This window comes from Sodalis sp. RH16, assembly GCF_047324245.1.
Lineage (GTDB): Bacteria > Pseudomonadota > Gammaproteobacteria > Enterobacterales > Enterobacteriaceae > Acerihabitans > Acerihabitans ligni.
On record NZ_CP178737.1, the window covers coordinates 4,992,229 to 5,013,850 of the forward strand.

Genomic DNA, 21,622 nt, shown 5'->3' on the forward strand with positions numbered 1-21,622 from the left:
CAGAGCAAGATCCCGAAAGCCCGCCCACAAGCGGGCTTTTTTATGGGCGAAAAACAGGAAAACGAACAATGCAAACCATGCGACCACCATTGGAACTCTTACAGGCAACGGCCGCCTACCGGGATGATCCCACCGCGATGTTCAACCATCTTTGCGGCGCGCGTCCCGCCACCTTACTGCTCGAATCGGCCGAAATCGACAGCAAGCGCAATCTCAAAAGCCTGATGGTACTGGACAGCGCCATGCGCATCTCCGCCCTGGGCCGGCAGGTGACCATCCAGGCGCTCACCGCCAACGGAGCGGCGCTGCTGCCGCTGCTGGATGCCGCATTGCCCGCCGAGGTCCTGGTTCGCGCGCATCCCAACGGCCGCGAACTGACATTCCCAGCGGCGGAAAACCACATGGACGAAGACGCCCGCTTGCGCGCCCTGTCGGTGTTTGATTGCCTGCGCCTGCTGCTGACGCTGGTGCAGGTTCCCGAGGATCGGCCGGAAGCCCTGTTTCTCGGCGGCCTGTTCGCCTACGACCTGGTGGCGGGTTTTGAATCCCTCCCAGAGGTGCGCCAGGATCAGCGCTGTCCGGATTTCTGTTTTTACCTGGCGGAAACCTTGCTTATTCTCGATCACCAGCGCCAGTCCTGCCAAATCCAGGCCAGCCTGTTTTGTCCCTCCGCCGGCGAGAAACAGCGTCTGCAGGCCCGACTTGAGCAACTGCAGCACCAGCTCCAACAGGTGCCGGGCCCCATCCCCCATCAAACCATCGACAGCATGACGCTGGAATGCAACCAGAGCGATGAGGAATTTTGCCGGGTGGTGGAGAAAATGCAGCAGGCGATCCGCGAAGGGGAAATTTTCCAGGTGGTGCCTTCCCGCCGGTTCTCGCTGCCCTGCCCGTCGCCGCTGGCGGCCTACCACACACTAAAAGAGCACAATCCCAGTCCCTATATGTTCTTTATGCAGGACGATGAATTCACCGTGTTCGGCGCATCGCCGGAAAGCTCTTTGAAATACGACGCGGCGAACCGGCAAATTGAAATCTATCCCATCGCCGGTACCCGCCCCCGCGGCCGGAAACCGGACGGTCAGCTTGATGCCGATCTCGACAGCCGCATCGAACTGGAGATGCGATCCGATCATAAAGAGCTGGCGGAACACCTGATGCTGGTGGATCTGGCGCGCAACGACCTGGCGCGGATTTGCGAAGCCGGCAGCCGCTATGTCGCCGATTTGACCAAAGTGGATCGCTATTCGTTTGTTATGCATCTGGTGTCCCGGGTGGTGGGAACCCTGCGGGGAGACCTGGATGCGCTGCACGCCTACCGCGCCTGCATGAATATGGGCACCCTGAGCGGCGCGCCGAAGGTGCGCGCCATGCAGCTTATCGCCGAAGCCGAAGGCACCCGCCGCGGCAGCTACGGCGGCGCTATCGGCTATTTCACCGGCCAGGGGGTACTGGATACCTGCATCGTTATCCGCTCCGCCTACGTTGAGGACGGCATAGCCACCGTCCAGGCGGGCGCCGGCGTGGTGCTGGATTCCGTCCCCCAGGCCGAAGCCGACGAAAGCCGCAATAAAGCCCGCGCCGTGCTGCGCGCCATTGCTACCGCACATCATGCCCGGGAGGTGTTCTGATGGCCGATATCCTGCTGCTCGATAATATCGATTCCTTCACCTACAATCTGGTGGATCAACTGCGCGCCGCCGGTCACCGGGTCATGGTTTACCGCAACCAGCTGCCGGCGCAAACCATCATCGAACGGCTGCAACTGATGGATAATCCTATCCTGGTGCTTTCTCCCGGCCCCGGCGCGCCGGCCAATGCCGGCTGCATGCCGCAGTTGCTCAAGCAGCTGCGCGGCCGGTTACCCATTATCGGTATCTGCCTCGGCCATCAGGCTATCGTCGAAACCTATGGCGGACACGTGGGACAAGCGGGAGAGATCCTGCACGGCAAAGCGTCCCTTATCGAACATGATGGACTGGGCATGTTCGCCGGCATGCCGAACCCGCTGCCGGTGGCCCGCTATCATTCGCTGGTGGGCAGCGAAATCCCGGCCGGGCTGACGGTCAACGCCCATTTCAACCAAATGGTGATGGCGGTACGCCACGACGCCGATCGCGTCTGCGGATTCCAGTTCCATCCCGAATCCATTTTAACCACCCAGGGTGCGCGTTTGCTGAACCAGACGCTGGACTGGGCGTTGGCTTAATTGTAAGGAAACCGCCATGCAACAGATTTTTGATAAACTCTTTCGGGCCGAGCGCATCAGCCGTGATGAAAGCCAACGGCTTTTCAGCGCGATTATCCAGGGACAGCTGGAACCCGCACAGCTGGCGGCGGCGCTGATCAGCATGAAAATACGCGGCGAACATCCCGATGAAATCGCCGGCGCCGCCGGCGCTTTACTGGCGGACGCCATGGCATTTCCCCGGCCTGACTATCCGTTTGCCGATATCGTCGGCACCGGCGGCGATGGCTCCAACAGCATCAATATCTCCACCGCCAGCGCCTTTGTCGCCGCCGCCTGCGGCGCCAGGGTGGCCAAACACGGCAATCGCAGCGTCTCCAGCCGCTCGGGTTCGTCGGATTTGCTGGCGGCGTTCGGTATCCGTCTGGATATGCCGGCGGAGCAATCCCGCCAGGCCTTGGATGAGCTGGGGGTCTGTTTTTTATACGCGCCGCAATACCACACCGGTTTCCGTTACGCCATGCCGGTCCGCCAGCAACTGAAAACCCGCACGCTCTTCAACGTGCTGGGGCCGCTCATCAATCCAGCCCGTCCGCCGCTGGCGCTGATCGGCGTTTACAGCCCCGAACTGGTGCTGCCCATTGCCGAAACCCTGCGGGTGCTCGGCTATGAACGCGCGGCGGTAGTACACGGCGGCGGTATGGATGAGGTGGCGCTGCACGCGCCGACCCAGGTGGCGGAACTGAACCATGGCGAGATTAGCCGCTATGAACTGACGCCGGAGGATTTCGGCTTGCAAAGCCAGCCGGTGGAAGCGCTGCTGGGCGGCTCGCCGGAAGAAAACCGTGACATTCTGGCACGGTTGTTACAAGGTAAAGGCGAGCCGGCCCATGAAGCCGCCGTCGCCGCCAATGTGGCCCTGCTGCTAAAATTATTCGGACGGGAGGATCTTCGCGAGAATACCCGGCAGGCATTGACGGCGATCCGCAGCGGCGGCGCCTACGAATTGGTAACCGCTTTGGCGGCTAGAGGATAAAACATGCAGGATACGGTACTGGCGAAAATCGTCGCCGATAAAAAAATCTGGATCGCAGACCGTAAGCAGCAACAGCCATTATCCGCGTTCCGCGATGAGGTTAAGCCCAGCAGCCGCAGCTTTTACCATGCTCTGCAAGGCTCGCGGACGGTCTTTATACTGGAATGCAAAAAAGCGTCGCCGTCCAAGGGACTTATCCGGGCCGATTTCGATCCTGCGGCCATCGCCGGCATCTATAGGCATTACGCGTCGGCCATCTCGGTCCTTACCGACGAGAAGTATTTTCAGGGCAGTTTTGACTTTCTGCGCCAGATAAGCGACGTGGTGACGCAGCCGGTGTTATGCAAGGATTTTATCATCGATCCTTACCAGATCTACCTGGCCCGCTACCATCAGGCGGACGCCATTTTGCTGATGCTGTCGGTTCTCGATGACGACAGCTACCGCCAGCTGGCCGCGGTGGCCCACAGCCTGGAGATGGGGGTGCTCACCGAAGCCATCAGCGAAGAGGAGTGCCGCCGCGCCGTGGCCCTCGGCGCCAAGGTGGTGGGAATCAATAACCGCGACCTGCGGGATTTATCCATCGACTTGAACCGTACCCGCACCCTGGCGCCGAAACTTCCCGGCGGCATCACGGTTATCAGCGAATCAGGCATTACCTCCTATCGGCATGTCCGGGAGTTGAGCCATTTCGCCAACGGCTTTCTTATCGGCAGCGCATTGATGTCCGAACCGGATCTGGACAGCGCCGTGCGCCGGGTGCTGCTGGGTGAAAACAAGGTTTGCGGACTGACCCGGCCCCAGGATGCCCGGGCGGCCCTGGATGCCGGCGCCCTGTACGGCGGACTGATTTTCGTGGACGCCTCCCCGCGCCGGGTGGATATGGAACGCGCCCGTACCGTGATCGCCGGCGCGCCGCTGCGGTATGTGGGAGTCTTTCGCGACGCCGATATCGGCGAAGTGGCACAAACTGCTGCCGCGCTGGGACTTTACGCCGTGCAGCTGCACGGCAGCGAAAACCAGGATTATATCACCGCCCTGCGCGGCCGCTTGCCCGCCGCCTGCCGGATTTGGAAAGCGCTGGACATGCGGAAGCACTCGCCCGCCAGGGACTTTACCGGCGTCGATCGCTACCTGCTGGACAATGGCGGCGGCAGCGGCCAGCGGTTCGACTGGTCGTTGCTGGCGGGGCAAACCCTGGACAACGTCATGCTGGCGGGAGGGCTGGCGGCGGATAACTGTGTGGCCGCCGCGCAGCTGGGCTGTGTGGGACTGGATTTCAACTCCGGCGTCGAAAGCGCGCCCGGGCTAAAGGATCATCATAAACTGGCCACGGTATTTCAGACGCTTCGCGCCTATTAATTCCCGGTCCGTATCATTAAGAGACATGAAAGCATGACACTACTTAACCCCTATTTTGGCGAATTCGGCGGCATGTACGTACCGCAAATCCTGGTACCGGCCCTCTTGCAGCTGGAAGAAGCCTTTGTCAGCGCCCAAAGCGACCCGGTATTCCAGGCTGAATTCAACGACCTGCTGACCAATTACGCCGGCCGGCCGACGCCGTTGACCCTGTGCCGCAATCTCACCGCCGGCACCAAAACCAAGCTCTATCTCAAGCGGGAAGATCTGCTTCACGGCGGCGCCCATAAAACCAACCAGGTGCTGGGCCAGGCGTTGCTGGCCAAACGCATGGGCAAAACCGAAATCATCGCCGAAACCGGCGCCGGCCAGCATGGGGTGGCCTCCGCCCTGGCATCGGCGCTGCTGGGCCTGAAATGCCGGATTTACATGGGCGCCAAGGATATCGAGCGTCAGTCGCCGAACGTGTTCCGCATGCGGCTGATGGGCGCGGAAGTGATCCCGGTACACAGCGGCTCCTCCACCCTCAAGGATGCCTGTAACGAGGCCCTGCGCGACTGGTCCGGCAGCTATGAGAAAGCGCATTATATGCTGGGGACCGCCGCCGGCCCGCACCCTTATCCCACCATCGTGCGTGAATTCCAGCGCATGATAGGCGAAGAGACCAAGCAGCAAATGCGCGAGCGGGAAAGCTGCCTGCCGGATGCGGTGCTGGCCTGCGTCGGCGGCGGTTCCAACGCCATCGGCATGTTCGCCGACTTTATTGATGAACCCTCTGTACGCCTAATCGGCGTTGAACCCGGCGGCCTGGGTATCGAAACCGGACAGCACGGCGCCTCTCTCAAGCACGGCCGGCTGGGCATCTACTTCGGCATGAAATCGCCGATGATGCAGTCGTCCGATGGGCAAATCGAAGAGTCCTACTCCATATCCGCCGGCCTGGATTTCCCCTCGGTGGGGCCGCAGCACGCCTACCTCAACAGCATCGGCCGGGCGGAATATGTCTCCGTTACCGATGATGAAGCGCTGGAAGCGTTCAAAGAGTTGTCACGCCATGAAGGGATTATTCCGGCGCTGGAATCGTCCCATGCCCTGGCCCATGCTCTAAAGATGATCAAGGCGGAACCGGAGAAAGAGCAAATTCTGGTGGTGAACCTTTCCGGGCGCGGCGATAAGGATATTTTTACCGTTCACGATATTTTGAAAGCGCGAGGAGAGATCTAATGGAACGCTATGAGCAGTTATTCGCCGCGCTGCAAAGCCGCAAAGAGGGCGCTTTTGTGCCGTTCGTCACCCTTGGCGATCCCTCCCCCCGCCAGTCGCTCAGCATTATCGACACGCTGATTGAGGCGGGCGCCGACGCGCTTGAGCTGGGCATCCCCTTCTCCGATCCGCTGGCGGACGGTCCCACTATCCAGAACGCCAATCTGCGGGCATTTAGCGCCGGCGTCACGCCGGACCAGTGTTTCGACATGCTGGCGGCCATCCGTCGCAAATACGCCGATATTCCCATCGGACTGCTGATGTATGCCAATCTGGTGTTCAATAAAGGCATCGACACCTTTTATGCCCGCTGCGAACAGGTGGGCGTCGATTCGGTGCTGGTGGCGGACGTCCCGTTGGAAGAGAGCCTGCCGTTTCGCACCGCCGCCCTGCGGCACGGCGTGGCGCCGATTTTTATCTGTCCGCCGAACGCCGATGCGGGCCTGCTGCGTGAAATCGCCTCTCACGGCCGCGCTTATACCTACCTGCTGTCCCGCGCCGGCGTCACCGGCAGCGAAAACCGCGGCCATGTTCCCCTTGAACATCTGGTAAATACCCTCAAAGAGTATCACGGGGCGCCGGCGCTGCAGGGCTTTGGCATCGCCGAACCCGCGCAGGTGCGGGAAGCGCTGGCGGCGGGGGCCGCGGGGGCTATCTCCGGTTCGGCCATCGTAAAAATCATCGAGCGCAATACCGGCGATCCGACGGCTATGCTTGATGAACTCAGCACCTTTGTACGGGAAATGAAAGCGGCGACGCGCGGCTGAGGTTGAAAATACTCATTTTATCGGTAACACTCTGATGGCCGCGTAGAGATACCGGCCTTAACACCGGCAATAAACGGATAAAAATACCGAGGAGCTAAAATGAGAACCTTCAAAATGCTTTCCGCCTTTGCCCTTAGCGCCGTATTGGCGACATCGGTCATTAGCTGCGCCCCTACCCCGAAATCCGAAAGCACCGGCGGCTATATCGACGACACCGTGATAACCACCAAGGTGAAATCGGAACTGCTGCGGGATGACGAAGTCGCGTCCCGCAATATCCACGTGGATACCTATAAAGGACGGGTGCAGTTAAGCGGTTTCGCCGGTTCATCGCGAGAGGCCAGCCGCGCCGTCTCCATTGCCCGCGGCGTGCCGGGGGTAAGGGAAGTGGAAAATCACATCAGTATAAAATAGGCTTAAGGGTCGCGGCTGAGCGCCATGTCATGGCAAGCCCGACGCACGTCGGGCTGAAACCCGTGCCCGGTCGGAACAGGAGCTAGATCGTAAACACGCCGTGAATCCGTCCATGGAGGCTCGATCCGCGCCGTCCTGGCGCGGGCGGTTTACTCTTCTAGCATCCTGCCCCGCCCCAGAAACTCCGAGCAAGTTTGCAAAAAACCTGACCAGCGGAATAGCACGCCACGCTAAAACCGATACCCCACCGCGAACATAAATACCCACGGATTGATATCGGTATGAATCGACTGCTGCTCTTCGCCGGCCTTGAACCGCACTTTCGTATCGATATCCATATACCACACCGACATATTGATCAGCCAATTGTCATTCAGGTTGTAATCCAGCCCTGCCTGGCCGGCTATCCCCCAGGAATCCTTAAGGCTAAGATCGCTTAATCCCGCATCACGTCCGGTTTGATTGAATTTTTCATCGAAAAACGTAGTGTAATTCAGACCTACACCGATATAGGGCCGTAATTTATCCTGCGCCTCGCCAAAATAGTATTGCGCCATCAAGCTGGGAGGCAGCTGTCTTACCGAGGCGATATCACCGGTGCTGTTCAGGCCCACCTTATGGCGAAACGGCGTCGCCGCCAGCAGTTCCACCCCGATATTATCGGTGGCCATATAGGTAAATGTCAGTCCGAGCTGGGTATTATTATCAATATTGAATCCCCCCAGTCCCAACACGTTATCGGAACTCTCCGTCGGCCGCACCGTAGCGGAACCCGCCCGGACGATGAAATCCCCCGCCTGCTGAGCCGACACCGCCGTTGAAAACAGAACGCCCGCCAATGCCGCGCCAATAACTGTTCTTTTCATGCCCCTCTCCTTATTGATATTTTGCTTTTAGGTCGCAAAATTGATCCACATGACAATAAACACTATGCCACGGCAGCGGGTCCGTTTGCGTTGAAGTGTATTTAACTACTTTTATATCAATTCGTTAATGCATCTTGGATTGATCCATATCAATTCAAAGTGATTGATTATAAAAAAAGCGACATTAGAGAAATTCCATTGATTTCCCGGCGTACGATGGGTAGTTTCAGTTCAGGCTTGTAACGGCGGGAGCGGGCATTAAACACCATGCGCGAAAGTGACAATCCTTGTATGAATTGCGGCGCCTGCTGCGCCTGGTTCCGTGTGTCTTTTTATTGGGCGGAGGGGGACGACGGCGGCGGCATCGTTCCCCATGAGCTCACCGAACCCCTCACACCGTTCCTGCGATGCATGGCGGGCACCAACGACAAAAAACCGCGCTGCCGCGCATTGGCCGGCGAAGTAGGCTCCTCGGTGCATTGCTCCGTTTATGCCGCAAGACCTTCCCCTTGCCGGGAATTTATCAGGACCGGCGCACAAGGCCAGGCCAACGACGCCTGCGATCGCGCCAGAGCCGCCTACGGCTTGCCGCCCCTGCCGTTAAACGCAGCGGGCCGGCCGCTGAAAAACGAAACTCGCACGGATATGACCGCGGGGTGCCAACGGTCGGATTAACGGGTAGAATACCGACCTAATCAGAATGTTTTGCCAAGGAGTCGTCATGCCAATTATGGCAAGTACCTTATACCGTGATATGTTGAATTTCACCCGCAATCAATTCGTCAGTATTGTGCTATTGGCACTGCTGACGGCGCTGATAAGCGTCTCGTTGGGTCACGCCTTATCACCGAATACCGATCAATTGCTGGTTCTCAACGGGGAAGGTACGGCAGCTACGGATACGGCCAATATGAGTTTGCAGGAGTTGGTGCAGCAAATGACGCCGGAACAGCAACGGGTATTGCTCAGGGCTTCCGCCGCCGGCACCTTTGCCGGCCTGGTGGGCAACGTCATACTGGCCGGGGCGTTATTAACCATGATTCGGCTGGTATCCAACCGGCAGCCCACCAGCGTGCTTCGGGCGGTGGGCCTTTCCGTGCCGATTCTTCCCCGTCTGTTATTATTAATCTTTATCACCACGCTGTTGGTGCAATTGGGACTATTGTTAATAGTGATACCCGGCATCCTGCTGGCTATTGCCTTCAGCCTGGCGCCTGTCATTGCCGCCAGCGAGAATCTGGGGGTATTTAAGTCCATGCGACTGAGTAGTAAACTGGCGTTTGCCAATCTTCGCCTGATTACGCCGGCGGTGCTGGTTTGGCTGCTGGCCAAAGCCGCGGTATTGGTTCTGGCGGCGCAATTTACCCAGGTATCATCTCTGGTTGCGGCGGTACTGCTTAATGGATTAAGTAATATTATCTCCGCCTTGTTGCTCATTTATTTGTATCGTCTGTATATGCTGCTGCGTCAGGCATAACGCGCGGCCAGACCCATTTAATCAACCACGGATTTGTCTATGAAGCAGTTTCTCGATTTTCTGCCGTTAGTGGTTTTTTTCGTCGTTTATAAACTGTACGACATTTATATCGCTTCCGGGGCGCTGATTGCCGCCTCTGCACTGGTATTGGCTTTTACCTGGATCAGATATCGCAAAGTTGAAAAAGTGACGTTGCTAACCTTCATTCTGGTGGCTATTTTCGGCTCCCTGACCATGTATTATCACAATGCCGAATTTATAAAATGGAAGGTGACGGTCATTTACAGCCTGTTCGCCATCGCGCTGCTGGTGAGCCAGTTCGTTATGGGAAAACCGCTGATACAGCGCATGCTGGGCAAGGAGATGACGCTGCCGCCCCAGGTATGGAATAACCTGAATGTGGCATGGGCACTGTTTTTTATCGCCTGCGGCGCGCTGAATATCTATATCGCCTTCTGGCTGCCGCAAAATGTCTGGGTTAATTTCAAGGTATTCGGCCTGACCGGTCTGACGCTGCTGTTTACCCTGCTGAGCGGCGTTTATGTCTATCGTCATATGACGGAAGATCAAAAAGATCCCCATTAATGCCTTAAAGTCGGTCTGCATACTGTGGGCCGCTTTTTTTAATAGCGGAAAGCACGATGAGCGAAAAACCGGTTTTACCCAGCGGCGAGCTGGTGCTGCGAACCTTGGCGATGCCTGCCGATACGAATGCCAACGGTGATATTTTCGGCGGCTGGCTTATGTCGCAGATGGATATGGGCGGGGCCATCCTGGCGAAAGAAATCGCCGAGGGCCGCGTGGTGACGGTAAAGGTGGACGGCATGACCTTCCTGAAACCGGTGGCGGTGGGGGATGTTATTTGCTGTTATGCCCGCTGTACGCGTACCGGCACCAGTTCGCTGAACATCAATGTGGAAGTGTGGGTGAAAAAAGTCTCGTCCGAACCCATCGGCCAGCGATATCGCGCCACCGAGGCGGCATTTACCTATGTGGCGGTGGACCCGGAAGGCAAAGCCCGCCCCCTGCCAGACGGCAAACGCCATTATCTGCCGGATGAAACCTGATTAGATTGGGCCGCCGCCGGCGGCCTGTACTTATCGGCTGCGACCTCAGTTATCGCCGCTTTCGATGCCCGACAGTTTAAACACAATGGTCATATTGACATTTTTACCCGGTCTTCCGCTTTGATAACGCCATCTGCGCGTTACTTCCTTGATGCCTCTTTCGAACATATTGGGGGGCGATGCTGAAATAATGCGCAGATTTTCCACCTGTCCGTCTGAATTGACATCAAACTGAATCTGTACCCGCCCTTCAATCCCCAATGCCCTGGCGCGATCGGGATAGTCGGGATCTTGCCGGTTCAAGGCAACCGGCCCGGTATCGGCCTTGGACTCGGAGCGCGCCGGCGCGGCGGCCGGGGGAGTTACCGACCTCACCGGCGTCTCGCTGGCGGCTACCGGCGAAGGCGACTCTTTTTGCAAAACCGGGTCCTTGTGAAGACGTGGCTTTGCTTCCTTTTTGATAACCGGCCTGGGCTTAGGCTTGGGTTTCGGCAACTGCACCGGCGCCGGCGGTTCCGCAACGGGTTCGGGCTTTGGTTCGGGTTCAGGTTCAGGGGCCGGCTTCGGAGGCTCCACCGGCTGGGGCTGGGGCGGCTCAGGCACAGGCGGGGCCGGCGCGACAACCGGCTGCGGGGCCGGGGCCACCAGCGTGACGCTCATCGGCTGTTCAACGGCGATGGACGGAGAGATCCGATTGATGGAAGCGTAGAGTAAACCCGCCACCAGAGAGGTATGCAGCCCCACGGAAACGACATACGGCCACATAAATCGACGAGTGGTTTTCAAAATAGTTAACGCCATCTCAACTAAAGTTATCCTATAGAGCGAAGTTTAAATGCAAATGACAATCATATTCAATAACTCATATCAACGTCTTGGCTGATTAACGTCAAAAAATATCTTTTAGCCCGTTCTGGCGGTGGATTTTCCCCGGGAGAAATTTTTCATTGCGCTCATGACCCCTTTGTCATAACGTGAATCACTTTGTAAAAGCCTATTCGATGGGAGTATCAATCGTGCTCTATGTTATTTATGCTGAAGATGTCGCCGATTCCCTGGAAAAACGTCTGTCCGTCCGACCCACCCACGTGGCGCGTTTACAAATATTGCGCGACCAGGGCCGTTTACTCACCGCGGGCGCGCTGCCGACGATAGACAGTAACGATCCGGGCGCCGCCGGTTTCAGCGGTTCCGTCATAATAGCCGAATTCGACTCGCTGGAGATGGCCCAAGCCTGGGCTGATGCCGATCCTTATGTTGCCGCCGGCGTCTATAATAACGTGTCGGTAAAACCTTACCGTAAAACCTTCTGAAAACAGCCCGTTTACACTCTTATGTCACCTGCGGGAGCGGGATTAAAACACCCTCCCGGGGGTGTGAAAGCATCTTAAATAAACCAGCGGCTAAAAGCATTATTAAAACTTAACTATTTCGCGAGAAAATCTTCTTTATCGTAGAAATATTTATCGCTTTTCATCTTTCAAAAAGAGAGACTGCCGGCTTATATGGCCAATACCTCCATATTATCAGCAACTTGATGAATAGAAAGAATATTCCCGCAAAGTAAAACGCCGATTATTGAACAAACGACTGCTTTTGAAATGGTTTAATGGATATTAATAATTTGCTGAACATTTCACTAATATGACACTTGAATATTTTCTTGTTCCCACCCGAAAATAAGAAATGCACCCGTTAGGAAAAATGGCTAGGATATTCATTTAGGAATTATCTTAGTACAAAAAATAAACAACCACGAATCAGTGCGTTGACCCCGCTTTTAGCATGATCGACTGAAAAAAACCATATACCATAGCGGCTTACGATTTGTCTGCGACGCGAATATCTAATACCTTGTAATGGCTGTACTCCCTTTGAGTTTCTAACCATAGGAGGTAATTATGTCCAGGAAAATCTTAGCGGCACTACTCGTGTTGTATGCCGCCGGCACCACCACAGCGATGGCGGCGGGTGCAGCGGGAACGGCCGATGCGGCGACGCAAAGCGCATCCGGTCCCGCGACCACCGCCGACGCCGGGTTTGTTTCCGGATCGGTAGCCGCGGTAGCATCGGCCAGCGATCCGGAAGGAGGAACCGGTACATCAACATCGACATCCACTTCCACCACCACTTCAACCAGGTAATTCGCCTGGAAATGGTATGGAGGACCTGGCGAGAAGATGAAAGGATCTCTGCTAGCGCAAACCGGCCTAAAGCCGGTTTTTTTTGTCCACCTGCACCGCGGGTTATAGTCCGCTGGTCATTGAAAAGAGCAACGAGCGGCGCTGCTTCTTAAGCTGGAGATGCCCCAAACGGGTCAGATGACGATAAGTGCGGGACTGTGCTTCCACCCACTGGCTCCGACGACGCTGCGCTTGCCTTAACATACGCCAACGGCTGACTTCATTTCTGCTTCTTTTCATGCACGAACCGGCTCTACCGACCTCTACCGACGATGATTAAGAGCCGCCATTATAGCCTTTTCTGTGGGTTAGCCAAGCCGCCCGACCCCCTGCTGCGGGAGAGAAGAGGCAGCGCCCGGTTTAAAAGAATTTCCTCTTTTCGTCCCTTATGCGTACACTCAGGTTTCAAGCATTGCGAACAGGATTTTTCGCCCTTATGGCAACTCTTTATAATGTAATCAATTGGCTACTGGTGTTCGGCTACTGGTTACTAGTAGCGGGTGTCACCCTGCGGGTATTAATGAAACGCCGGGCGGTTCCGTCCGCAATGGCCTGGCTGCTGGTGATTTACATTCTTCCCCTGGTGGGAATAATCGCCTATTTACTGTTCGGCGAACTGAATCTCGGCAAACGCCGCGCCGAACGCGCCAAGGCCATGTGGCCCTCCACGGCTAAATGGATGCAAGACCTCAAACAATGCAAACGGATTTTTGCCACCGAAAACAGCGAAGTGGCGCGGTCGCTGTTTCAGCTGTGCGAACTTCGCCAGGGCATGGGCGGTCTTAAAGGCAATCAATTGCAACTGCTGACCGGCACCGACGATACGTTGAAAGCCTTGATCAAGGATATCGGGCTGGCGCAAAACAATATCGAGATGATGTTTTACATCTGGCAAGCCGGCGGCCTGGTGGATCAGGTGGCGGAGGCATTGATGGCGGCCGCGCGGCGAGGAGTCAGCTGCCGGGTGATGCTGGACTCCGCCGGCAGCGTGAAATTTTTCCGCAGCCCTTATCCGGCCATGATGCGCCAGGCGGGGGTGGAGGTGGTGGAAACCCTGCACGTCAGCATACTGCGGGTGTTCCTGCGCCGTATGGATTTGCGCCAGCACCGCAAAATGATACTTATCGACAATTATATTTCCTATACCGGCAGCATGAACATGGTGGATCCCCGCTTTTTCAAGCAGGACGCGGGGGTTGGACAGTGGATAGACCTGATGGCCCGGATGGAGGGACCGGTCACCACCGCCATGGGCATCATTTTTTCCTGTGACTGGGAAATTGAAACCGGAAAACGCATCCTGCCGCCGCCGCCGGATGTGAATATCATGCCGTTTGAGCAGGCCACCGGGCATACCATTCAGGTTATCGCTTCCGGTCCCGGTTTTCCCGACGGGGTTATTCACCAGGCGCTGCTGACCTCCATCTATGCCTCGCGCCAGCAGCTCATCATGACCACGCCCTATCTGGTGCCCAGCGACGATCTGCTGCACGCCATATGCACCGCCGCGCAGCGGGGCGTCGATGTGCATATCGTTGTGCCCCGTTATAACGACTCGATGCTGGTGGGCTGGGCCAGCCGTGCCTTCTTTGCCGAGCTGCTTGAGGCGGGAGTGAATATTCATCAATTTGAAGGCGGACTGTTGCATACTAAAAGCGTGCTGGTAGATGGGCAGTTAAGCCTGGTGGGCACGGTGAACCTGGACATGCGCAGCTTATGGCTGAATTTTGAAATCACTCTGGTGATTGATGATGACGACTTCGGCAGCGACCTGGCGCGAGTGCAGGAGGATTATATCGCCCGCTCCCGGTTGATAGATCCGGCGAAATGGGCTCAGCGGCCCTACTGGCAGCGGATTATCGAGCGTCTGTTCTACTTTTTCAGTCCGCTGCTGTAATGTGACCGGCGGCGGCGAAACACTAAGGGACACAGCATGGATTTGGATAATCGCCTGACGGATGACGAGGTCATTGAACAGGCATACGATATTTTTCTCGAGCTGGCGACGGACAATCTAGACCCGGCGGACGTACTGTTGTTCAATCTGCAGTTTGAACAGCGCGGGGCGGCGGAATTATTCGACCCTTCCGAACAGTGGCACGAGCAGGTGGATTTCGACCTGAATCCGGACTTTTTCGCCGAGGTGGTCATCGGACTGGCGGAGCAGGACGGCATGCCGGTTAACGATATCTTCGCCCGCATGCTGCTGTGCCGCGATCGTTCGGAAAAGATTTGCCATATTATATGGAAGGAGTAGCGGGCCGATAGCCCGCTGGACAGCCCCTCGGTTCAAAGTTCGGTGTTGGCAGGCCTAGCGCGCTGTGCGTTTCGGTGATAACGCACCCTACTCCGCCAACTGGCTGATATCCACCTTGATGCAGGAGCAGGCGTGGCGAAAACTCCCCTGCAGTATCGGCCGGGTGACGGCGCACTCCTCGCTGGCGATGGGACAGCGGGTGCGGAACACGCAGCCTGAAGGCGGGTTGATGGGGGACGGCAAATCTCCTTCCAGCAGCTGAATCTTTTTGTTGCGTTCCTTATCGGGATCCGGAATCGGCACCGCCGACATCAGCGCTTTGGTGTAGGGATGCTGCGGATTATTGTAAACCTGGTCATAGGTGCCCAACTCCACCGCATGTCCCAGGTACATCACCAGCACCCGATCGGAAATATGCTTTACCACCGCCAGATCGTGAGCGATAAAAATCAGCGACAGCCCCATTTCCCGCTGCAGCTGCTGCAATAAATTCACTACCTGCGCCTGGATGGATACATCCAGCGCCGAGACCGGCTCATCGCAAATCACCAGCTTCGGTTCGAGTATCAATGCCCGCGCGATGCCGATACGCTGGCATTGTCCGCCGGAAAATTCATGGGGGTAACGGTTGATGAGATTGGGCAGCAAACCCACTTTCATCATCATGCTGCGGACCTTCTCCTTCACTTCCAGCCGCGGCATCTTGGGATGATAGGTATGCAAAGGCTCGGCGATTATCTCGCCGATGGTCATTCGCGGATTGAGCGAAGCCAGGGGATCTTGGAAAATCATCTGTATATTGCTGCGGGTATCGCGCCATTCGGCGTTGGTCAGGTCCTGCAATTCTTTACCGAGCCAGGCGATGCGGCCGCTGGTGGATTTAACCAGCCCGATCAGCGCCCGGGCAAAAGTGGATTTACCGCAGCCGGATTCCCCCACCACCCCGAGGGTTTCCCCTTCGTACAGGCGCAGGGAAACCCCATCCACCGCCTTTAGGTGTTTAACCGGCTGCCAAAACCACTGCTTATCCCCCTTCACATCGAAATACACTTTCAGGTTATCGACGTCGAGGATCACTTTTCTGTTTTCGTCCAGGGCATTCATGCCAGTTCCTCCGCAGGCTTGTAGCAGGCACGGATACGGTCATCGCCAAAAGGTTCGAGGGCGGGCATGGTTGAGCAGATATCCATGGCAAAAGGGCAACGCGGCTGAAAGGGGCACCCTTTAGGCAACCGCAGCAGATTGGGAGGATTACCGGGGATGGTTACCATCATTGAGGAACCATCGGCATCCAGGCGCGGCACCGCCGCCAGCAGTCCGATGGAATAGGGATGGCTCGGCCGGTAAAAAATATCCGCGGACCGGCCATACTCCATAGTGCGGCCGGCATACATCACCAGCACCCGATCGCAAATACCGGCCACCACGCCCAAATCGTGGGTAATCATGATAATGGCGGTATTGAATTCACGCTTGAGATCGTTAAGCAGCGTCATTATCTGCGCCTGCACCGTCACATCCAGAGCAGTGGTGGGCTCATCGGCAATCAGCAGCTTGGGACGGCACATGAGGGCCATGGCGATCATTACCCGCTGGCGCATCCCGCCGGAAAATTCATGGGGGTACATGCGCATCCGTTTGCGGGCCTCGGGCATTTTCACCGCGTCCAGCATGCGCACCGATTCTTCGAACGCTTCATGTTTACCCATCTTTTTATGCAGCATCAGGACTTCCATCAGCTGCTCGCCTACCCGCATATAAGGGTTCAGCGACGTCATGGGATCCTGGAAAATCATGGAAATTTCTTCGGCGCGCAGCTTATTGAGTTGTTTCTCCCGCAGGTTGAGAATTTCACGCCCGTTGAAAGCGGCAGACCCGCCGATACGGCCGTTTGCGGCCAGCAACCCCATCAGGGCAAAGGCGGTTTGGGATTTGCCCGAGCCGGACTCCCCCACAATGCCCAAGGTTTCCCCGGCGCGCAGGGTAAAATTCAGGTCGTTGACCGCGGTAACATCTCCGTCGGAGGTGGCGAAGGTCACCCTTAAGTCCCGCACATCCAGCAATACCGGCTCTTTTGCTCCCGCTACGGGCCCACGGGCCGGCGTGGAATTATCAATCATGCTCATCACGGCGCTCCTTAACGATCTTTCGGGTCGAGGGCATCACGCAGACCGTCGCCGATAAAATTAAAACAAAATAGGGTAATCACCAGGAACAGCGCGGGAAACAGCAGCAGCCACGGCGAAACTTCCATTGAATTGGCGCCGTCGCTAAGCAACGCCCCCCAGCTGCTTAAGGGTTCCTGCGTGCCCAGCCCGAGGAAACTGAGAAACGACTCGAACAGAATCATGCTGGGCACCAGCAACGAGGCGTAAACCACCACGACCCCGAGCACATTGGGGACGATGTGACGCAAAATGATATTGCGGGAAGAGACGCCGCTGACCACCGCCGCCTCGATGAATTCCTTGCGCTTGAGGCTCAGGGTCTGTCCGCGCACGATACGCGCCATGTCCAGCCAGGACACCATGCCGATGGCAATAAAGATCAGGAAGATATTCTGGCCGAAAAACGTCACCAGCAGGATCACGAAAAACATAAACGGGAAGGAATTGAGTATTTCCAGCAGACGCATCATCACCGAATCGATTTTACCGCCAAGATACCCTGACATGGCGCCGTAAAGCGTCCCCAGCACCACCGCCACCAACGCGGCCGCAATACCCACCATCAGTGAAATCCGGCCGCCGATGGCGACCCGCACCAATAAATCCCGTCCCGATGAATCAGTACCGAAATAGTGGGCGGACTCCACGCTCGGCGCGCTCGACATCATGCCCCAGTCGGTATCGTCATAGGTAAACTGCGACAAAGACGGCGCCAGGGCGACAAATAAAACAATGAACAGCAAAACGATGAGACTGGTTAATGCCGCTTTATTATGTATAAAGCGCCGGCGGGCGTCCTGCCAAAGGCTGCGCCCCTCCACTTCCAGTGCTTCGCTGAATTTCTCCAGAGCCTCGCTGTTTTTATTATTTACCATCATAAAGCGTGCTCCAGCATCAATAGCGTATTTTAGGATCGATGACCGCGTACAATACATCGACAATGGCGTTAAAAAGAATGGTCAGGGTCCCCACCAGAATGGTGAGACTCAACACCAATGAATAGTCGCGATTCAGCGCGCCGTTGACGAACAGTTGGCCGATGCCCGGCAAGCCATAAATGGTTTCAATGACCATAGAGCCGGTGATGATACCGACAAAAGCCGGTCCCATATAAGAAATCACCGGCAGCAGGGCCGGCTTCAAGGCATGGCTGAGGATAATCCGCCGCATGGGCAGGCCTTTGGCCCGGGCGGTGCGGATAAAGTTGGAATGCAATACTTCGATCATCGAACCGCGGGTAATACGCGCTATGCTGGCAATATAGGCCAGGGACAACGCAATCATCGGTAACAGTATAAATTTGGGTCCGCCGCCGTTCCAGCCGCCCGCCGGCAGCCATTTCAGCGTAATGGCGAAAATCAGCACCAATAGCGGAGCCACCACAAAACTGGGAATAACCACCCCGGTCATGGCGAAACCCATGGCCAGATAGTCCCATTTGGTATTTTGCCGCAGCGCCGCCATCACCCCGGCAAACACGCCCAGCACCATGGCCATGATGAAGGCCGCCAGCCCCAGCTTGGCCGAAACCGGAAACGAATTTGCCACCAGGTCGTTGACGGAATAATCCTTATATTTGAACGAAGGGCCGAAATCGCCATGGGCCAGTTGCAGTAAATAGTCGCCATACTGCTTCATTATGGGATCGTTAAGATGGTATCTGGCTTCTATATTGGCCATGACTTCCGGCGGCAGGCTGCGTTCGCCGGTAAACGGACTGCCGGGCGCCAACCGCATCATAAAAAACGAAATGGTGATCAAAATAAACAGCGTCGGGATCGCTTCCAGAAACCGGCGAATAATAAACTTTAACATTACTAATACCTATGACATACATTTAATGCCGTTCGGACTGAACAGGAAAAACAGGGCAAGGCTTATACGGCCCTGCCCTGTTTACGTCCCAAAATTTTTCTTAATGCTTGATAATATACAGATCTTTCACGTACACATTATCCAGCGGATCTTTACCGGTATAACCGCCGACATAAGGTTTCACCAAACGGGCGTTCACATAATAATATACCGGGACAATAGCAGAATCTTTGTCCAGTTGCTGTTCGGCCTGCTGATAAATTTCGCTGCGCTCGTTTTCCGACTTCGCCGTTATCGCGCTGGCAATCAGCTTATCGAAAGCCGGATTTGAATAATGCGCGGTATTACTGGAACCGTTGGTCAACATAATGTTCAGGAAGCTGGTGGGCTCGTTATAGTCAGCGCACCATCCGGCACGGGAGACATCAAACGTTCCCTGATGACGGGTCTCCAGGAAGGTTTTCCATTCCTGGTTTTCCAATTTGACATCAACGCCAATGTTTTTCTTCCAGATGGAGGCAACGGCAATGGCCAGCTTCTTGTGCAAATCGGAAGTATTGTATAACAGATCGAATGTCAGCGGCTTGTCTTTGGTGTAACCGGCTTCCGCTAACAGTTTACGTGCTTCTGCGTTGCGTTTTTCCTGCGACCAGCCAAACCACTCCGGCGGCGTCAATTTGGCGCCGTCGGTATAAGGCGGGGTAAAACCAAACGCCGGCAGGTCGCCCTGGGCCTTGACCTTATTAACAATGATATCGCGATCCAGGCCCAATTTCAGCGCGGTACGAACACGCACATCAGTAAACGGCGCTTTTTGGTTATTGATTTCATAATAATAAGTGCAGAGATAGGGATCCACATGCACTTCTTTAGGAATATCGTGTTTCAGTTTCTGGAACAGTTCGATAGGCAGATTATTATACGACATGTCGGATTCGCCGGAGCGATAACGGTTGACGTCGGTCACTTCCGAGGAAATCGGCAGATAGGTCACCTGATTGATAACCGTTTTGCTGTTGTCCCAGTATTGTGGATTTCGTTCCAGCACGATATGTTCATTGACGACCCAGTCCTTTAATTTATAGGCGCCGTTGCCCACCCAGTTAGCCGGCTGGGTCCATTTATCACCGAATTTTTCCACCACTTTTTGCGGTACAGGCGACATGGACGGGTGGGTCAGCAATTTGGGGAAATAAGGCACGGGCTCGCTGAGATCGACTTCCAGCGTGTTGGCGTCAATCGCTTTCACACCCAAGGTATCGGGTTGCATTTTGCCGGTGATGATATCGTCAATATTAACGATATGGGCATACTGGGGATAACTTTCATACGGGGACGCCGTTTTCGGGTCCGCCAAACGCCGCCAGCTATAGACAAAATCCTGCGCCGTCACCGGCGAGCCGTCGGACCATTTTGCGTCTTTGCGCAAATGGAATATCCAGACCTTGGAATCCTTGGTTTCCCAGCTTTCCGCCACACCCGGCTGCGGATGGCCTTGCAGGTCGCTAATGACCAATCCTTCCAGCAAATCGCGATTGACATTGGCTTCCGGCACCCCTTCAATCTTATGGGGATCCAGTGATTGCAGTTCGGCGCCGTTTCCACGTACCAATTCCTGTTTGTCACTCAAGGTGACGCCGGCGGGTACCACCGCCGCGAAAGAAGTACCTACGGACACCACTCCCAGGGCGGCGATAATACCTGCTGCCAATAGAGTTCTTTTCGTGATGTTGGTCATTATTAATGCACTCCAGTTTTTTATTATTGCATGACGCATTTTCAGCTGTCTGCAGATTCCCGATGAACGGGTATGGGCACTCCTCGGCCAATTACGGCGAACGAAACCGCAAGGTAAAGAAGCGATATTCCTTATTCATTGAATCTATATGGGAAACAAGCCGGCATAAGGCTGGCAAAAAAATTGATACGGCGGAACGCAGATTCGGAAAGAAGTTATTTGCTATCATAATCAAATCAAGAAATGTCGACCTTGCGTCAAAAAACATAATCAAATTATTGATTGTTACAATAAAACACATCAGGGCAATAAATGACCTGGAAAGAGAATAAATCCCTAATGATTCATGAATTAACACTAATAACATCTGTACCGCATCGTGACAAGTGGCTTTGTGAGATAGTCTAAAAAAAAATCGCCACGGGTTTTAGCCTGCATTGCATCCCGCTGAATATTCGACGTTTTCACTTAATTTATCCGGCTAATAGACTAATTGAGCATTTAATAATCTATGCCGCTTTTGGGTGCGATTTATCAGCATTGGAGCAACATTTGCTCTACGGCGAGGCGTCCGAAAAACGCAGGGCGTGCTCCAGCGCTGTTACTCATCATCATTTATCTGTACAGTAGTGCTCTTGGCCGCGCCATGGGAACATATGGATTGTTGAGCTGCCGCTTCTGCCCCGGCGCCGTTCCTTCACCTTTAATTTTACCGCTATACTTTTTGACATTATTCATATTGTGCCGTTGCTTTATAACCCGTAACCTAAGCAGCAAGTAAAATTTTTGCTGTTATTTGCAAATAGAATGTTAATGGAATGCGGATTACATTGGCACGGCATTTCATCCCTTAACGAGACTGTAGTGAAATTGTAACCTTTGCTCCAAATTGTCGTTGCTGAAAGGAGTCAGCATGAATAAAATGTGATTTGAATCACAATTACTGGCCTCAATACTCTTTACTATTTCTCTATACAGTTAATCGATAATCCCATGGACATAGGGGGCTTGGAAAAAAATC

21 protein-coding genes, 1 pseudogene and 1 other annotated feature (1 of these 23 cut by a window edge) are annotated in these 21,622 nt (G+C 55.2%); of the genes and pseudogenes, 14 read left to right on the plus strand and 8 right to left on the minus strand.

Features of this window, described 5'->3' with window-relative positions; genetic code table 11:
- Nucleotides 1–44: a sequence feature (Trp leader region), on the plus strand; it begins 60 nt to the left of the window's first position.
- 24 nt (nucleotides 45–68) lie between these two features.
- From ACL2XJ_RS22720 to ACL2XJ_RS22745, 6 genes and pseudogenes are all read left to right on the plus strand, one after another.
- Entirely contained in the window at nucleotides 69–1,631 is a 1,563-nt protein-coding gene (locus tag ACL2XJ_RS22720; RefSeq protein WP_132921401.1) for an anthranilate synthase component 1, read from the plus strand.
- A pseudogene (trpD, locus tag ACL2XJ_RS22725) lies at nucleotides 1,631–3,224 on the plus strand (bifunctional anthranilate synthase glutamate amidotransferase component TrpG/anthranilate phosphoribosyltransferase TrpD). The gene ACL2XJ_RS22720 and the pseudogene trpD overlap by 1 nt, the downstream one beginning before the upstream one ends.
- A 3-nt stretch (nucleotides 3,225–3,227) precedes the next feature.
- Nucleotides 3,228–4,586, plus strand: coding sequence for a bifunctional indole-3-glycerol-phosphate synthase TrpC/phosphoribosylanthranilate isomerase TrpF (gene trpCF, locus ACL2XJ_RS22730; RefSeq protein ID WP_413724572.1), 1,359 nt, complete (start codon nucleotides 3,228–3,230; stop codon nucleotides 4,584–4,586).
- Between the two features lie 33 nt (nucleotides 4,587–4,619).
- On the plus strand, nucleotides 4,620–5,810 hold the full coding sequence (trpB, locus tag ACL2XJ_RS22735; protein WP_132921397.1) for a tryptophan synthase subunit beta: 1,191 nt from the start codon (nucleotides 4,620–4,622) through the stop codon (nucleotides 5,808–5,810).
- Nucleotides 5,810–6,616, plus strand: coding sequence for a tryptophan synthase subunit alpha (trpA, locus tag ACL2XJ_RS22740; RefSeq protein ID WP_132921396.1), 807 nt, complete (start codon nucleotides 5,810–5,812; stop codon nucleotides 6,614–6,616). The genes trpB and trpA overlap by 1 nt, the downstream gene beginning before the upstream one ends.
- Before the next feature lie 99 nt (nucleotides 6,617–6,715).
- Nucleotides 6,716–7,030, plus strand: coding sequence for a BON domain-containing protein (locus ACL2XJ_RS22745; protein WP_132921395.1), 315 nt, complete (start codon nucleotides 6,716–6,718; stop codon nucleotides 7,028–7,030).
- A gap of 230 nt (nucleotides 7,031–7,260) precedes the next feature.
- Here ACL2XJ_RS22745 and ompW read toward each other — a convergent pair whose 3' ends face one another.
- Nucleotides 7,261–7,896, minus strand: coding sequence for an outer membrane protein OmpW (gene ompW, locus ACL2XJ_RS22750; RefSeq protein WP_132921394.1), 636 nt, complete (start codon nucleotides 7,894–7,896; stop codon nucleotides 7,261–7,263).
- Between the two features lie 267 nt (nucleotides 7,897–8,163).
- Here ompW and ACL2XJ_RS22755 point away from each other — a divergent pair, with 267 nt between their 5' ends.
- Genes ACL2XJ_RS22755 through yciA form a run of 4 tightly spaced genes read left to right on the plus strand, consistent with a single transcriptional unit; the run spans nucleotide 8,164 to nucleotide 10,440 of the window.
- A complete protein-coding gene (locus tag ACL2XJ_RS22755) occupies nucleotides 8,164–8,571 on the plus strand; it encodes a YkgJ family cysteine cluster protein (protein WP_413724573.1) in 408 nt (135 codons plus the stop codon).
- Between the two features lie 46 nt (nucleotides 8,572–8,617).
- The gene (locus ACL2XJ_RS22760; RefSeq protein ID WP_132921392.1) at nucleotides 8,618–9,373 is read left to right on the plus strand and encodes a YciC family protein; all 756 of its coding nucleotides are present in this window, start codon (nucleotides 8,618–8,620) and stop codon (nucleotides 9,371–9,373) included.
- A 39-nt stretch (nucleotides 9,374–9,412) separates the two neighbouring features.
- Nucleotides 9,413–9,958, plus strand: coding sequence for a septation protein A (locus tag ACL2XJ_RS22765; RefSeq protein ID WP_203521270.1), 546 nt, complete (start codon nucleotides 9,413–9,415; stop codon nucleotides 9,956–9,958).
- 56 nt (nucleotides 9,959–10,014) lie between these two features.
- Complete coding sequence (gene yciA / locus ACL2XJ_RS22770) at nucleotides 10,015–10,440, plus strand: acyl-CoA thioester hydrolase YciA (RefSeq protein ID WP_132921390.1); 426 nt, start codon at nucleotides 10,015–10,017, stop codon at nucleotides 10,438–10,440.
- Between the two features lie 45 nt (nucleotides 10,441–10,485).
- On the opposite strand, the gene ACL2XJ_RS22775 is transcribed toward yciA, so the two are convergent.
- On the minus strand, nucleotides 10,486–11,226 hold the full coding sequence (locus ACL2XJ_RS22775; RefSeq protein ID WP_413724574.1) for a TonB family protein: 741 nt from the start codon (nucleotides 11,224–11,226) through the stop codon (nucleotides 10,486–10,488).
- A 230-nt stretch (nucleotides 11,227–11,456) separates the two neighbouring features.
- Between ACL2XJ_RS22775 and ACL2XJ_RS22780 the strand changes: the two genes are divergently transcribed.
- On the plus strand, nucleotides 11,457–11,753 hold the full coding sequence (locus ACL2XJ_RS22780; protein ID WP_132927729.1) for a YciI family protein: 297 nt from the start codon (nucleotides 11,457–11,459) through the stop codon (nucleotides 11,751–11,753).
- Nucleotides 11,754–12,341: 588 nt separating this feature from the next.
- Nucleotides 12,342–12,584 carry a hypothetical protein gene (locus ACL2XJ_RS22785; protein ID WP_413724575.1) on the plus strand — a complete coding sequence of 81 codons (243 nt, stop codon included), beginning with the start codon at nucleotides 12,342–12,344 and terminating at the stop codon, nucleotides 12,582–12,584.
- Nucleotides 12,585–12,686: 102 nt separating this feature from the next.
- Here the strand turns inward: ACL2XJ_RS22785 and ACL2XJ_RS22790 are convergent, their stop codons facing one another.
- On the minus strand, nucleotides 12,687–12,863 hold the full coding sequence (locus ACL2XJ_RS22790) for a YciY family protein (RefSeq protein WP_132921387.1): 177 nt from the start codon (nucleotides 12,861–12,863) through the stop codon (nucleotides 12,687–12,689).
- A gap of 196 nt (nucleotides 12,864–13,059) precedes the next feature.
- Here ACL2XJ_RS22790 and cls point away from each other — a divergent pair, with 196 nt between their 5' ends.
- Both cls and ACL2XJ_RS22800 read left to right on the plus strand, forming a co-directional pair.
- Complete coding sequence (gene cls / locus ACL2XJ_RS22795) at nucleotides 13,060–14,520, plus strand: cardiolipin synthase (RefSeq protein ID WP_132921386.1); 1,461 nt, start codon at nucleotides 13,060–13,062, stop codon at nucleotides 14,518–14,520.
- Nucleotides 14,521–14,556: 36 nt separating this feature from the next.
- Entirely contained in the window at nucleotides 14,557–14,880 is a 324-nt protein-coding gene (locus ACL2XJ_RS22800; protein ID WP_132921385.1) for an HI1450 family dsDNA-mimic protein, read from the plus strand.
- An 87-nt stretch (nucleotides 14,881–14,967) separates the two neighbouring features.
- On the opposite strand, the gene oppF is transcribed toward ACL2XJ_RS22800, so the two are convergent.
- The 5 genes from oppF to oppA form a co-directional block, all read right to left on the minus strand.
- Nucleotides 14,968–15,984, minus strand: a complete 1,017-nt coding sequence (gene oppF / locus ACL2XJ_RS22805; protein ID WP_132921383.1) for a murein tripeptide/oligopeptide ABC transporter ATP binding protein OppF — start codon at nucleotides 15,982–15,984, stop codon at nucleotides 14,968–14,970.
- Complete coding sequence (locus ACL2XJ_RS22810; protein WP_413726947.1) at nucleotides 15,981–17,000, minus strand: ABC transporter ATP-binding protein; 1,020 nt, start codon at nucleotides 16,998–17,000, stop codon at nucleotides 15,981–15,983. The genes oppF and ACL2XJ_RS22810 overlap by 4 nt, the downstream gene beginning before the upstream one ends.
- Before the next feature lie 17 nt (nucleotides 17,001–17,017).
- Entirely contained in the window at nucleotides 17,018–17,926 is a 909-nt protein-coding gene (oppC, locus tag ACL2XJ_RS22815) for an oligopeptide ABC transporter permease OppC (protein WP_413724576.1), read from the minus strand.
- Nucleotides 17,927–17,942: 16 nt separating this feature from the next.
- Entirely contained in the window at nucleotides 17,943–18,863 is a 921-nt protein-coding gene (gene oppB, locus ACL2XJ_RS22820; protein ID WP_132921380.1) for an oligopeptide ABC transporter permease OppB, read from the minus strand.
- A gap of 100 nt (nucleotides 18,864–18,963) precedes the next feature.
- Nucleotides 18,964–20,601 (minus strand): oligopeptide ABC transporter substrate-binding protein OppA, encoded by a 1,638-nt coding sequence (gene oppA, locus ACL2XJ_RS22825; RefSeq protein WP_413724577.1) that lies wholly within the window; start codon nucleotides 20,599–20,601, stop codon nucleotides 18,964–18,966.
- Nucleotides 20,602–21,622 lie beyond the last annotated feature (1,021 nt).